Below are 13,729 nucleotides of genomic sequence, written 5' to 3'. Positions count from 1 at the left end.
CCCAATTAATGGTCTTCTTTTCTTATAGAATAATTTTTAAAATACGCCTGTTGCCAAGCTTGCGTTTTTCTCGCTGTTTTATTTAAATCCTGACACCACGTTGGATAAAATCTAGCAGCCATTTTTCCAATACCAGCTTCACTAGTTAAAATTCCCTTTTCAATTAAACACTGCCTTGGAAAAACAAATATACCGTTCAAATCATCATCAATAACAACAATACATAAAAAATCAGCGCTATCATTCTCATCAAAAGGACAATTCTTACCAAATTCATCTTTCTCCCAAAAAGCAACAAAGTACCCTGCCTTTTTATCCGTTTTCTTCGCCAAACGCGTACGAGTCATTGTCCCATCTTTAGCCGTTTTTACAATCATTCCTCGATATTCTTTGTTTTGTAGTTCTTCCCGAATTATTTCAAGTTCACCAAGTTCGCTTTGTAACAGCTGTTCATACTCCATTAACTCTCTCCCTTCAGTTGCAAATGAAGAATTGGATAAGGCTTCCCAAAACCGTCCGCGTCACTTCTAGAAGAAACCACAAATCCATGCTTCAAATAAAATCTCGTGGCATTTTCATTTTGTTCATTCACATCCACCAAATTTATCTGCTTATTTTCTATTAGCCAACTAAGAATTTGACTCCCATAACCATTACCCGTAGCTATCGGCTCTAAAAACAACATATCTAGTTCCCGCTCGCTCGTCCCACTAAAACCAACAACCTCTTCACCAGCGAACCATAAGAACAGTTCCACATTATCTAGAAACAAAGGAATTTGTTCTTTGTAAAACTGCCTATCTTCCGCAGCTAAAAAATCATGCGTTGCAATAACTGACTTTTCCCAAATCGCTAAAATTGTCTGGTAATCTTGTTTTTTCGCTCGTTTATTTATAAGTATCATATTTTTCAACTTCCTATTTATTTTTTAGGTTTGGGCACATGTGGCGGTTTCTTTTCCCCGCCGAGCAAGATTGCAAGTATTAAGAAAATATATGGATGTGTAGTAAAGAGCAATACACTGAGAAACCCAATAGGGCTCATGATTAATTCGTTTGTTTCTGAAGAAATCCCCCCCACCCATATATAAACAAATAATACGAACAGGGATATAAAGCACATCCCAATCAACGCTTTCCCCGCTATAGTAAACTTATATTTTTCAAGCGATAAAGCCAGTGTTGTAGAAAATATACCGATGATAACAAGTAAATAAATTGTCATAAACTCTGGTTCAAATACAACTGGAAATTCGTTCATAAAGTTACGCTCCTTTAAAATTATTGTGCTGGATTACACTGCTGTTTATACGTTGTTGTTCTAAATACAAAAATCCCTTGATGTTTTTTGAATTATTAAAGGTTAAAAGCATAAACACAAAGAAAGTGAAATCAATTTTACCCTTTTGTGTATGATTGATTTTCTTTTCTCCTCTCGTATTTGAATCTCCCATGTTTTCATAGTACATTATTATTTGTGAAATAAAAAGAGATTTTAGGGAGCTTTTCTAATTAATAAGTTGTGACATCCGTTATTTTTATTTCGATTAATTTAAAATTATTATGGAGTAGAAATTCACTTTTTTAAGGATTATTTCTTTTGAGTTACCGTCTATTTTCATGGTTGAACTCCTCTTTGCTGTTACATTCTCAACATTTCTTGGTTAAATATATAAACTCAAACTATCCTTTAAGTCCCCGATTACTTCTCTAGGAACACTGGCTAATTCATATCGCTCATAATCTTCCAACCACTTGTCATCTCCATTAAGCACACTACTCCAATGACGCGGAAGACCTCTTGCAAGTATTAAAAACGAAATATCAACCCGTTCCTGCACAGAATTATATTTTGGCAAATTCTCCCTATCTTTATCATCAAAGACATGCAAAAAATAAGACCATACATCATAACTGACAAGCGAATTATCTTTATCACGGCATACAAAATTCAAAGAAACTTCATCAAAATGAATCAAAAAAACAAGCGCAAAATTTGAACCAAAAAGTGCTAGCTCCTCTTCAGATATAACTTTATAATTTAACTGGAATTCTTCTATTAATGATTTGAATCTATTTATAAAATCAGCTTCATATTTCATTTTGAAATCCTTCAATTTTTTTGCCATTGATATTTTTTATAATAGTTTGATAGGCTGAATACTCGTCTTTGTTAATAGCTCTCGGCTCATTATAAAACTTATTCCCTTTAAACTCCTTTACCCAGTCATTTTGACCAGATAACAATTCATGGAAATATTTACTTAAACCTCTCGCATGAATAAGTAAGCTGTTAGAAATTTGGTCGGTCAAATTCTTTGCAGGAGTTATATTGGCTAACAAATCTTTTTCATAATTTGAAAATAAGAAATTGGTTATTTTCACTTTTTCTAAGCTATGAAGAAACAGGTAATAAATATCAATACCTTCTCTACTTTTCCAAATAGTTAGAGCATAATTAGGATGTAATAACATTATTTCGTCTTCATTTACTTTAATTAAGTTAAATTGATATTCTTGAATTATATCCGCAAAGTTATTTTCTACTTCGTGCTTAAACTCCATTAATTCCACCAACTTTGTTATTTTTGTATTAAGATTTTATGCAATCAAATTCATAGGAATAATGCGGTTCTCCTAATATGCATTATTATCGAGTCAATAGTTCACGTTCAATAATACTCTTCTCCAAATTCGAAACAAATTCTTTATTTCCATAGTCGCTTAATGTTTCACCCCGTAGCAATTCTTGAAAATGATTATTGAATACTCTTTCGCAGATTATTAATTCATTAATTATTTTCTTGTAAATTGTTTCACTTGGAAGTAACCCTTCTCTTTCGATTTGAGTTAGCTTTCTATTCAATAAATTATCCAAACTAAATTTACAGAGCACCGAATTATTTAGTTTGAAATAATGCAAATCTATCCCGTCCGCGCTCCATCCTATACCTAAAGCATAATTTTCTCCGATGAAAGCAACTTCATTATTATTTATTTTAGTTAGCTTCAATTGATAATTTTGCTCATATCCTTTGAATATTTTTTCAACTTCTTTGTGAAAATCCAATTGATTACAGTCCTTTTTTTACTATAATTCCAGTTATTACTCTTTCAAGAAGTCTTCTACCATTCCTCTACTTTCTTGGCAAAATTGTAAGTTAATAACTTTAGCATAATTTTTTTCAGCATAATCAAGTAACTCTAATATATTATCTAATTTATTCTGAGGGAGCGGTATCTGATTTCTTCTTACAAAAGCAATCCATCCAAGATTAAACATTTCATTTTCTTCCAAAAACTTTATATTAATATTACTTACATTATCATATCTTTCATAACCGATGACAAAAGCAATTTTCTTGTTTGAAAATGTGATAGTAGCATCCGTTATTTCTATTAATTTAAAATTGTTTTGGAGTAGAAATTCACTTTTTTTAAGGATTATTTCTTTTGCATTATCGTCTAATTTCATGCTTGAATTCCTCATTTCTTCAACTTCATTGTACTTGTTTTTACATCATAAGTATAACCATGTTGTAGTAAGTATTCATATTCACGCCCAAAACCCGTAAGTTGTTTAGTCCCAGCGATGTATAAGTTTTCTACAGTCGACTTCGTAGCCATAGCTACGTCATCTCCTTTTTAATATCCTGTTGTTTAGTTTCGAGCGCGTGGAGATTTTGTCGATGCTTTTTTTGCTCATTATTTAGTTCGGTATGAATATCGTTAGTCATGCAAGCAGTTCTCCGGTTGTAATGATTTACCTCGTCTTCTATTTGCCAAAAAGTATGCTCTGCATGTTCTCCTCGCCAAACTTCTTTCATATGGTAAAGGATGTCATCGATTTCGCGTCTAGCTTGATGAATATCTTCTTCCATATCCTCTAAATGTCTAATTTTATTTTTAATCGCGTATAGAGCGTCATCTTCTCGCTCCATTTTTTTTTATTTCACCTAATTCTTGGGTACGTTTATCCACTTAACGCAGCTCCAAATTCATCTTCTGGCTGATGGATTTATCTTGTTTTGCAAAAGCTTCCCCCATTTGCTTGATTCGAGTAGCATCATCTTGTGCAACAGTCCCTAAATTTTCGATGCTTCAAGTAGTTCAAGTAATGATTCTCGAAGAAGGTGGATAGAATTAGTTTGCGTATAACTCATGTTTTCATTTTTCAAAGGATAGTAATCTAATTTCCCCGCACTATCACCTAGGGTTGTGGCATGATTAATCATTTTTTCTTTATTAATACGAATTTTTGTCATGGTTGTTTTCCCTTTCTGTATGTGAAGGTTGTATCATGGTTCTATTATAATGACATTTTCTTGGATTGTCATTTAGTAGCATTGAAAATGGCATTGTAAATAATTGATGTCAAAGAATATTCTTTATGATCTGAAATGCAAAAATCAATATCATTTAGTTAAAGTCAACTTTTCTCTGACGGATAGAAATGAGAATTTTATTATGACTTAGAAGTAGACTTGTTAAATCTATTAAATGATATTGATTTAAAAGAGGTAAAAACTAATTAATGATATATAATTAAAATTAATATAAAAATTTATTCAATAAAAATGAGTAATTGTTGTATGATTGAATCTTGGATATACTTTATATATCCAAGATTATTTTTGTTAATAGAATAATCTTATATTTTATTGGGTGGGGTGAAAAAACTGAGTGCAAACAACTACAATGATGTTTTAAGAATGGTGGCAAAGAATCTCATAGAACAAGATGGATTAACGCTAGTTGACTTACTGATAAATGCTAACGATAGCGTAATAAGCTTATCTTTAATTCCTTTTTGTGCTCTTTACTGTAAGTCTGCAAAAGAATTTCTAAATATTAATTCAAATAACAATGAAGCCAACAAGGAGGTAACTGACATACGTAATGGTTTAAAAATATTCACTGAAAAATTTTCTAAAGGTAAAAAAATGGCGTATAATTCAGACAATCAAGAAAATGAATATTTTAAAAGCTTGTTAAGATTTCGTTTCACAAAAAAATTAAATACTCATTTAAATCTTGGAGTATACTTTGATAAATATGGCAAAGTAATATTTAACACACAACTTGCAAATTTTTATCTAAATATCCCGAAAAATAAGAGTGTTTCAATGAATGAACATACATTTATAGTTGGAAAAAGGCTAGGTGAAGAAACTGCAGAAATTCTTGTGCACCACTGTTACTCCAACATTGAAAAAAACAACAAAATTAATCATAATGATATTCCTAAATATGGTTATATTGATTTTAATACTAATAAAGAAAATGTTTTTTTTAGTGATCAATTTAATAAAGAAACTAACCTTATATTCTTACATATGCTTTCAACAGTAGGTTTTACAAATAATATGCTTATCCCTATTTTGAAGAAAAGGGAAACTTGGCTTTTAAGGATAATGTATATCAATGTTCATAACACCATCCTTGGAATAAAAAAAAGTGATACAACATTTAAAACAAAATAGCACAAAAGATTTTAATATCCCTGAAATTGATGATTACCTTACTAACAATGACGGTTTCAAGGTTCTCTCATCTTCTTTTAGAAATTGTATGATGCATTATGATTTAATCGATAAAAAAGGTTCTCCTGTAATTTTGCAGAAATTTTACAATCCTTCTTTACCAATGTATGGACTTATAGAAAGTTGTTATGATGGTATGAATTACAATCAATATTTTGATGAACTTTATAAAACCTCACAGAAGTTGGAGGATTATTTACTATCTTTATTTACTATAAATTACAATAGTATATGTTGGGATTGGGATTAATAAAGTGCACTCCTAATAAAAAAGTCAAAAATCCTTGAAAGATAAGGGTTTCTGACTCACCTATTATTGTTACCACTCAGCAAGATAATTAATTTATTGAACATTTTAGGTTAATTTTAACTCTATCTTATACATTTAAAATTCGTATCTTCCATATTATTTGACTCTTATAAAATTTCTGTTATCAAAAAGTTATCACTTTAATCTAAAAATATTGCCTCTAGAATATTAAATTTCAACTTTTCAACAAGGCGAATTAACTAACCATTCATAACAAAATATATAAATACGCTAATTCTATTAAAATCCATAATGTTATATCTTACCCCACTTAAGCATTATTTCTAACATCAAAAAACGACGAATCATACATCCGTCGTTTAAGCGTTACATCCATCCTATAATCCTGTTCAAATCTATTCCTGATCATACAACCAATAGAATGACAACTTATTACCATCTGGATCAGAGAAGACAAAATATCGAATAATACCAGGTGCATCTTCTATCACCTCGTCAGTTATTACTCCAAGTTTTTTTAAACGTTCAAATTCCACATCTAAATCTTCTACCCCTATGCGTAAAACGTTTTCTGAAACATTTATTTTTTCTTCAAAAAGTTGAATCCAAACTGAACCAATTTGATATTCAACAACGCCTTCAACTGGTGTTAATTTTTCATCACTCATAAATAGTTTTTCATACCAACTAGCAGATTTCTCCAAATCACTTACTGGTAGTCCTATAGTGATACTCTTTGCATTTAAAGCCATATCTTATCTCTCCTTTTCATTAGCCTGCAATTATTTTAACATTTCATAGTCAAACAATATTGTTCTAGATTGTGTTCTTCAAACAGGAGATTAAAATTTTTCCCACATTAGCTAATATTGGCGGATCTTCTGGTATTGGTTCTCTCAGCTTAATCGCGTAATGCTTGCCAGAACATTTAGGAAAAGATAGCTTTTCATCTTCTTTCCCTCTCAAACTATTACTTAAGTTAAAATAAGATAGAATGTTATTAGACTGGCTTATCGCACAAGCTAATAAATAATAGTCTCCACTTGGAATATTTTTCAATTGATTTCCTATTAAATTTTTAGTAGCTAATCCCGATATAGGCATATGATTCGGTATAAGAGTACGGAAAAGTCCAATAAATATGATACCCTTCTCAAATTCATCAGGTACATCAATAGTTACCGTACAAAAAGAATCATTCTTTTCTTGAAAATGCGCTATCGACTTATCCTTATTATCATTTTCAAAACGTTTCATATCATAAAAAATATCATTCATTTCCGTTTTGTATTTTCTAGGAGAACTACCTGTATATTTTTTAAAAGTATTCGTGAAACTACCACTACTTTCAAAACCTGAATGTTCTTGTAGGTCGAGAATACGCTTTTCTTCATTAAGTTCAATAATCGCCTTTTCCACTTTTAAACTAGAAAGGAATTCAACCACACTGAATCCATTAATTTCTTTAAATTTTCGACTAAAGTGATGTTTATCATAACCAAAATGAGCAGCAATTTCCTCACTTGTCATTTTTCTACTAACAGCTTCTTCTGAAATGAAAGAAAGCATTTCAGGCATCTTCGTTTTCATCGTTCCCCCTCCTTTTTAGAGCAGTTTTTCTAAAAATCATATTAATAAATAAATTATATTACAAATTAGTATTAAAATGTAAGCCCTCAAAAAGAACAAATCCCTGTCAAGCATCATTTTGACAGGGATTTGTGGTAGGGAAATATATCATTTTTAATGAGAACCAAGCATTTCATAAGTTGAAAAACGTTGATTTATTGGTATTTCCATACTTTAACAGCTAAATTAATATAATACTGTCAGCTTACCAATTACGGTGGTTCTCATATTTACTAGTACGAACTATATAAACTAAAAAGTTGAAAATACAGTGAATTATTATTGTCAAAAATATATTTAGTGTTAATAAAAATAATATACTTAATATAAAAGAAAATAGTATTTTGACAATTGAAGACACTCCTTGATAAAAAATATGTGCAATCACGAATGAAAAGGTGGCTAGTAATATATACTGGATATTACTGAAATCAAATAACTCACAGTATTGATAAATAAAAAAACGGAAAATTATTTCTTCTAAAACAGGAAACCATACAATAGATTGGATAATAATTTTATTTTTTTTATAAATAGTAAGCAACTTTTTCCATTGTCTCTCAACAAATATATATTCTACAAAAAACAGAATAAATGGTAAGAATAAAATACATATCAGCGATAAAACTACCACAAACTGTTGACGGAAAAACAAACTATTCATAATTGTGATCAAGAATAAACAAAGTAAATATTGAAAAAAAGTACTCTTTCTAGATAGAACTGGAATCCATTTCGTCAATAAAAGAAGCATACCTGGAAATAATGTGATTAAAAAAAAGATGTTATGCAATTGGATGTGGAATATTATTTACCACACCTCCAATTTCTTCATATCTTACATGGTAGTAAGGCGGATATGAAGGAAGATGAATGGATAACAATTCTGGAAGAATCACCCTGCTTATTTCACAATTCATATATCTAAACTCTGAAGGTGTGATAGGTAAGAATGCAGCATACTGACTAATTGTGGGCAACTTTTCTAAAAGTGCCTTCAGATTTGTAACTTTTTCCGTATCATTCTTTAATTGATTAGTATTATATTGCAATTCTGGTTTTCCATACTTTGAATAATAAATAACATTATCATCCAAATTATCTATAACACGTGTTTCCTGTGTGACTGAAAGAAATTTCTCTTTATCTGTCCAAGTGACATTCATATTATATTCTAGTACAGTTAGACATTCCATAAATTCACGATATATTGATTTATCTAGTGAATATCCGCCTTGAACGCCAACAGTATATTTAGGAAAGGCATCACTTGAATTTTTTGCCTCTATTTCGCATAGCACAATATAAATTGATTTATCAAAACTTATATCTGAAAAATGTACATTAAACTTTGATAAAAATTTTTTCACAGCTACTTGATTGTCGAACCAGCTTGATATATTTCGAGTGATATCTATTTCTATATCTCTCGCACGAAACCCTCCATACCACCATAAATTAAAGGAATCAATTTGAAGATATTCAATTAGGGCATTTTCTATACTTTTTTCTACAGTTTCATGACAAGCAGTGCCTGTTGATACAGCGCTAGTTACATATCTTTTTTCATTAGAAAACATTTCTTCTGTATACATAGTAACAAATTGCAAAGGCATCCATACTTTTTTATCAGAATGAACAAGAGAATTCATTGCTATCCATTGAATAGTATCATTTGGAGTAACATAATTTTCGCATACTTCAGAAGAGTAATACGAATTTATGTATTTAAGTTCACATATTAAGTCAGTTTTATATTCTTTTGTCATTTCTTCATATGATCTAAAAATAATCCTGTCCTTAATAATAGTAGGTAGTAAGGAATATGTATATCTCTCTGCGCTTTCACCAATAAAACTAACAAGCGCTTCATTAAAATTAACACCATATCCACTTAAATGGTAACTTATTTTAGGCATATTTTCAGAAATATGTTTTTCAAAATTAACAAAATTAGCTGTAATGTAATGATACTTCATAATAGGGTAAGAACTAGAGCCTAGAAAGAACTTATTATTCTCCCATATTCCTGTTACATTTCCACTCAAAGTTTCCCAACGTAACTTGTTATATTCCAAATTATTTTGTATGCTAATCACTACTCATCAGCTCCTTTAGTATATTCACTGACCGAATGTTTTGCTCTTCAAATAATATATTATTGAAAGTAGCACAGGTAGAACAACAACTTTGGATTCTATTTGTATTAAACGTATACTCGTAGTTATTAAAATTAAAGTGGAGAAGATTGCCTAACAGAGAAGATTGACCATAAATAGAGGTATTTTCGATTTCTTTTTTTATGATTGAAAGAACAAACATCAATTCAGCTGTGGAAACATTATTTTCTGACTGTACTAAATAATCCGTAACAACACCATCAAAATGAGAGAGTAGTTGCCGCTCTAAACACTCATAGCAGCCAGTTTCTCCATGTTCTATACAAGTAACAAATACATTTTCATTATCAAAAAATGCGATGGTATTAACACTGTTAGTCTCTTTCATTAACTTGTTAAATCCACGTAATAAGGAAATATTGGAAATGTTTGTGATTAAATAAATATAATTATAATTTTTCATTAATTCCTTTTTTTCATCTACTAGTTTAGTAAGTTGCAATATATCTTTGTTCTCAGTAAGTAACCGAATATCTTTTTTTAAAAGAAATTCAGAGGATGATAAAATCTCAATTTCTTCCTGGAAATAGCTCTTCACGTCATCAAACAAAGCATCTTCAACTATCAAGAGAGGTTTTAAGGTTTGGTTTTTAGAAATTGTTAAAAAGCCAAATTTTGTAAGTGTTTCAAAATCATTGTAGATTGCATCTTCTGAAGATATAGTAATAGTTTTTTTCTTGACCAATTCTTTAAATGTTGAAACAAATTCTTTTGAACTTTCCTCTTTATTGATAACGATCTCATTCTTATGAATAACCCCTCTTTTTAAAATGAATTCCGTATCATTGTCAATTGTCTGCGTTCCTATTCTAATATCAAAATTTTTCATAAAAATATCATTCCTTTCCACAAATATTTGTAAATATAATGTGATCATTTATCCCATCTAAATATAAAAGCTTCTCTATGTACGACTTGTTAAAACCTGCAATAGGACAACTTGTATAGTGAACCGAATGACAAACTAAATCAAAGTTGTGTGATATTCCTCCTAGTTCCACAAACGTATTCAGTAAAGATAGTTCTCCATATTTCACATAGTTTTTATTAATAGAGTATCCAAAGAAAACACAAAAATTCATATTAGAAGTGTCAATATTATCACCTACGAAAAACGACTCTACATCAATTTTATCTACATCTAGAGGATGCAAGCTATGCGTGTATGGCTGATATTTATATATACCCTTGGCAATTCCAGAAATATTATTTATATACAAAAAAACATCAATTGGATATAAACCGCCCCCAGAAGAATAATGCCTGGTGGTTGATTGTAAGTCGTTATAAACCAACTTTCTTGTACTAAGGCCAAAAGAAAACTGTATGATATTTGAGAATGTTGATAAATCAATGGTTTCGTATACAAAATTTCTTGTACTATGTCTTTGCTCAAGCACTTTAGAAAAATGGGTTTTAATTTTTTTATTTGTTTTACTTAAAAAAAGAGTTGAGCTATCTATTAATTCTTCCATTTCTCTTGCCTCGTTAATTAAAGAAGCTAGATTAGATTCATTATAAAACATGATACTTTTGAAGTCATTCAAGTTTTGTTTATTCATATTTAATAAATAACCTAGCATTGGTGAATTGCCATTACCAGACATCAGCTGGGAATAAATATGTTTATTATCACTATTAGAAATATTAGCATTATCTTTATTTACCAATGTGTGGATGTTAAAAAAGCCTTTTTTCTCATAGTCGATCATTTTGCTGTTTCCTTTCTATGTCTGTTTTTTAACGAAACAATAATTTCTACAACAATAGCTAGTATCATAGAAATAATAACCCCTATAAACATCATGCTAGTGTTATTAGGTGTTCCCACCATCTCACTACCAACTCTTTTAATATCAAAAATAGTTAGTCCGAAAATTTTCACACTATACTCTTTTAATGTGCCATCATTCATGTGAATGTAACCTAAACCAATAGCCACAAAGCAAATAAGAACACCTATCAAAATCCCTAGAACAATTGATGCAATAATTCTAAACGTGGGATTACTAAATTTTTTTTCATAGATTACAAACAATCCTTTCTATACCTTGAGTATAATAAATTATGGTTTAATTTTTATTTTCTTTTGCCTCAACAAAAAAGCAACTAGTGCGAATGATAAGATGATTCCATATAACGTGTTTAAAGCTAAAAACTTAGAGATGAACAATTTATTTTGTGTCCAAACATTAAATAAATCATTCATTATATATTTCATAGGTAAAAAATTACCAACTGCTTGAAATGATTTAGGAAGTTCCGAAAAAGATGAAAATGTTCCTGTAAAAATATAAAACATAAATAATAAACACATTCCTACTGGCATCAATATCCGGGGATTTTTAATAATTAAAGCAAGCAAGGCACCAAAAATCAAAAGCACTAGATTACAATACAGACATTGCAAAACATAAGCAATAAAATATTGCCAGTCTGGGATATGTAGTCCATATACCAAGTAGCCAAACAGTATATTGACAAAAATACTTAAGGCTGTTAGCAAAATATAAGAACATACATCTGAAACAATTATTTTCTGTGCACTCAATCCAAAATATTCTAATCTTTTATAGCTTTTATTTTGAACACTTTCACCAAGCCAGATTGGAAAACTGATTAATGCTATTGGTAACATGCCCATCCCTGTACTAATCAAAAAATATTTATCTACAAAATGATAACCTTCACCAATATCAAAGTTTCCATAAGAAGTAACCATAGCGAACATCATGATTAGTGGAAATAATAATGAGAAAAACACAGATACTGGAATTCTAAATTGCATTTTAATACTTGTCCATAAATAACTCATTATATCAGTACCTCCTGTTCACTGCTTGATGTTCCGCGCAAATATGCAACTAAATAAGTTGTATATATATTTTGTTTTATTGTGTTGTATGTGACGTTTTTTTTATCCAAAATTTTCTTTGTCTCTTCCTGAATTTGCAAATCCGAACAAATAACTGCTATCCCGTCACCTGTATCTGTGCTTTGCATAAAAGTCATATCTGTTTCATCTATCTTTGTTAGTTCGATTTGATCTACTTTAATAACAGAATAATGAGGAAAATTAGAGAAAAATTCTGATATTGTTCCCCAAAAAAGTAAAATTCCTTTTTGAAGAATCAAAACTTTCGTTGCCCAGTTTTCAACTTCCTCAAAGTAATGCGTTATATTTATCACCGTCGCGTCCTTAGTTTTTTCTTTCATCAAAGCAAGTAAACCTAGTCTCTTCTTATAATCTAATCCTGAAGTTAACTCATCAAAGATATATAATTTCTTATGACTTTCTAGTACTAAACATAGTGTTAGTCGTTGTTTTTCTCCACCAGATAAGTCTTTAATGTACTTTTTTCTCAAACTTTCAAGTTCATATTTGTGTAAAAACTGCGCTCTCTCTTTTTTCTTTAGATGTGGCAGAACTAAAGTAATCAATTCATAAACTTTCATCAAATCATTATATGCATTTTCTTGAAACACTACACCACAGTCATTTTTTTTAAACTTTTTGGTAATTTCTCCAGAAGAGTTCTTTTCACCAAGAATACTATTTACTAACGTGGTTTTCCCAGCTCCATTGTCTCCTAGAATGGCAACTTTGTCTTTTTCTGAAATACAAACTTCTTTATCTAAATATAGAATTACTTTATTATTTATTGTAACTTTCAAATTTTTCGTTTCCAAAATATTATTCATATGCACATGCACCTCATAACTTATTGAAAAGGGACACAAATGTATCCCTTTTTCATTCTAAAATTTACATTTTGGTTGCAGCAGATGATGCGCATGTACATGTACATGTGCAAGTTGAACAAGAACATGAGCAACATCCAGCTGCATAGTTCATTGCTTCAGAGCCTACAGCATTATTACTGTAGCCATTTGATGATTGTGATTTAATATTCATTCAAATGCCTCCTTTTTATTTTTTGGAATAAATTATCCCTTAGTTCATCCTATCACATTGTGAAATCGTTTTCAATATAATTATCAAAATAAATAAATTCTTTGTTTATTTCAGAAAATTAAATAATTTTTTTAATTATTTTTATAAAAAATATATCCCTCCGTTTGATAATATGCAAAATTGGTTTAAAT

General features: G+C 30.0%; 18 protein-coding genes and 5 pseudogenes. 2 read left to right on the top strand and 21 right to left on the bottom strand.

Annotation, left to right across the window (positions count from 1 at the left end; genetic code table 11):
- Positions 1 to 5: 5 nt before the first annotated feature.
- The 11 genes and pseudogenes from GL301_RS05720 to GL301_RS05675 form a co-directional block, all read right to left on the bottom strand.
- Positions 6 to 461 carry a MepB family protein gene (locus tag GL301_RS05720; protein WP_003724669.1) on the bottom strand — a complete coding sequence of 152 codons (456 nt, stop codon included), beginning with the start codon at positions 459 to 461 and terminating at the stop codon, positions 6 to 8.
- Positions 451 to 904 (bottom strand): annotated as a pseudogene (locus GL301_RS05715) (GNAT family N-acetyltransferase). Before GL301_RS05715 ends, GL301_RS05720 begins: the two are co-directional and overlap by 11 nt.
- Before the next feature lie 17 nt (positions 905 to 921).
- Complete coding sequence (locus GL301_RS05710) at positions 922 to 1,260, bottom strand: hypothetical protein (protein ID WP_003726988.1); 339 nt, start codon at positions 1,258 to 1,260, stop codon at positions 922 to 924.
- A 260-nt stretch (positions 1,261 to 1,520) separates the two neighbouring features.
- Positions 1,521 to 1,621, bottom strand: a pseudogene (locus GL301_RS14465) (hypothetical protein); the annotation flags it as partial.
- 42 nt (positions 1,622 to 1,663) lie between these two features.
- Entirely contained in the window at positions 1,664 to 2,101 is a 438-nt protein-coding gene (locus tag GL301_RS05705) for a hypothetical protein (RefSeq protein ID WP_003730951.1), read from the bottom strand.
- On the bottom strand, positions 2,091 to 2,564 hold the full coding sequence (locus GL301_RS05700) for a hypothetical protein (RefSeq protein WP_010958851.1): 474 nt from the start codon (positions 2,562 to 2,564) through the stop codon (positions 2,091 to 2,093). The genes GL301_RS05705 and GL301_RS05700 overlap by 11 nt, the downstream gene beginning before the upstream one ends.
- 85 nt (positions 2,565 to 2,649) lie before the next feature.
- On the bottom strand, positions 2,650 to 3,069 hold the full coding sequence (locus GL301_RS05695) for a hypothetical protein (RefSeq protein WP_003730950.1): 420 nt from the start codon (positions 3,067 to 3,069) through the stop codon (positions 2,650 to 2,652).
- 36 nt (positions 3,070 to 3,105) lie between these two features.
- On the bottom strand, positions 3,106 to 3,474 hold the full coding sequence (locus GL301_RS05690) for a hypothetical protein (RefSeq protein WP_003726992.1): 369 nt from the start codon (positions 3,472 to 3,474) through the stop codon (positions 3,106 to 3,108).
- A gap of 11 nt (positions 3,475 to 3,485) precedes the next feature.
- Positions 3,486 to 3,644 (bottom strand): annotated as a pseudogene (locus tag GL301_RS05685) (T7SS effector LXG polymorphic toxin); the annotation flags it as partial.
- Positions 3,629 to 3,980, bottom strand: a pseudogene (locus GL301_RS05680) (hypothetical protein). The pseudogenes GL301_RS05685 and GL301_RS05680, both read right to left, overlap by 16 nt.
- A pseudogene (locus GL301_RS05675) lies at positions 3,981 to 4,264 on the bottom strand (DUF3130 family protein). It abuts the pseudogene before it with no gap.
- Between the two features lie 405 nt (positions 4,265 to 4,669).
- Here GL301_RS05675 and GL301_RS05670 point away from each other — a divergent pair.
- On the top strand, positions 4,670 to 5,482 hold the full coding sequence (locus GL301_RS05670) for a hypothetical protein (protein WP_010958849.1): 813 nt from the start codon (positions 4,670 to 4,672) through the stop codon (positions 5,480 to 5,482).
- A complete protein-coding gene (locus GL301_RS05665) occupies positions 5,457 to 5,792 on the top strand; it encodes a hypothetical protein (RefSeq protein WP_010958848.1) in 336 nt (111 codons plus the stop codon). The genes GL301_RS05670 and GL301_RS05665 overlap by 26 nt, the downstream gene beginning before the upstream one ends.
- Positions 5,793 to 6,208: 416 nt before the next feature.
- On the opposite strand, the gene GL301_RS05660 is transcribed toward GL301_RS05665, so the two are convergent.
- The 10 genes from GL301_RS05660 to llsA form a co-directional block, all read right to left on the bottom strand.
- Positions 6,209 to 6,565 (bottom strand): VOC family protein, encoded by a 357-nt coding sequence (locus tag GL301_RS05660; protein WP_003724657.1) that lies wholly within the window; start codon positions 6,563 to 6,565, stop codon positions 6,209 to 6,211.
- Positions 6,566 to 6,629: 64 nt separating this feature from the next.
- Positions 6,630 to 7,403 (bottom strand): helix-turn-helix domain-containing protein, encoded by a 774-nt coding sequence (locus GL301_RS05655; RefSeq protein WP_003724656.1) that lies wholly within the window; start codon positions 7,401 to 7,403, stop codon positions 6,630 to 6,632.
- Between the two features lie 244 nt (positions 7,404 to 7,647).
- Positions 7,648 to 8,106, bottom strand: a complete 459-nt coding sequence (locus tag GL301_RS05650) for a CPBP family intramembrane glutamic endopeptidase (protein ID WP_223168235.1) — start codon at positions 8,104 to 8,106, stop codon at positions 7,648 to 7,650.
- 121 nt (positions 8,107 to 8,227) lie between these two features.
- Positions 8,228 to 9,541, bottom strand: a complete 1,314-nt coding sequence (llsD, locus tag GL301_RS05645; RefSeq protein ID WP_070298292.1) for a listeriolysin S biosynthesis protein LlsD — start codon at positions 9,539 to 9,541, stop codon at positions 8,228 to 8,230.
- Complete coding sequence (gene llsY / locus GL301_RS05640; protein WP_010958846.1) at positions 9,534 to 10,451, bottom strand: listeriolysin S biosynthesis cyclodehydratase LlsY; 918 nt, start codon at positions 10,449 to 10,451, stop codon at positions 9,534 to 9,536. The genes llsD and llsY overlap by 8 nt, the downstream gene beginning before the upstream one ends.
- Positions 10,452 to 10,458: 7 nt before the next feature.
- A complete protein-coding gene (llsB, locus tag GL301_RS05635; RefSeq protein ID WP_117383294.1) occupies positions 10,459 to 11,334 on the bottom strand; it encodes a listeriolysin S biosynthesis peptide dehydrogenase LlsB in 876 nt (291 codons plus the stop codon).
- Positions 11,331 to 11,651 (bottom strand): protein LlsX, encoded by a 321-nt coding sequence (llsX, locus tag GL301_RS05630; RefSeq protein WP_038329664.1) that lies wholly within the window; start codon positions 11,649 to 11,651, stop codon positions 11,331 to 11,333. Before llsX ends, llsB begins: the two co-directional genes overlap by 4 nt.
- A gap of 36 nt (positions 11,652 to 11,687) precedes the next feature.
- A complete protein-coding gene (locus GL301_RS05625) occupies positions 11,688 to 12,437 on the bottom strand; it encodes an ABC transporter permease (protein WP_003730942.1) in 750 nt (249 codons plus the stop codon).
- A complete protein-coding gene (locus tag GL301_RS05620; RefSeq protein WP_003724649.1) occupies positions 12,437 to 13,324 on the bottom strand; it encodes an ATP-binding cassette domain-containing protein in 888 nt (295 codons plus the stop codon). Before GL301_RS05620 ends, GL301_RS05625 begins: the two co-directional genes overlap by 1 nt.
- 64 nt (positions 13,325 to 13,388) lie before the next feature.
- Positions 13,389 to 13,538: a listeriolysin S gene (llsA, locus tag GL301_RS05615; protein ID WP_071661762.1), complete on the bottom strand. Its 150-nt coding sequence runs from the start codon at positions 13,536 to 13,538 to the stop codon at positions 13,389 to 13,391.
- Positions 13,539 to 13,729 lie beyond the last annotated feature (191 nt).

This window comes from Listeria sp. LM90SB2 (assembly GCF_028867355.1).
Lineage (GTDB): Bacteria > Bacillota > Bacilli > Lactobacillales > Listeriaceae > Listeria > Listeria monocytogenes_B.
The sequence above is the reverse complement of the archived record's forward strand: the minus strand, read 5'-3'. Positions and strand labels throughout refer to the sequence as shown.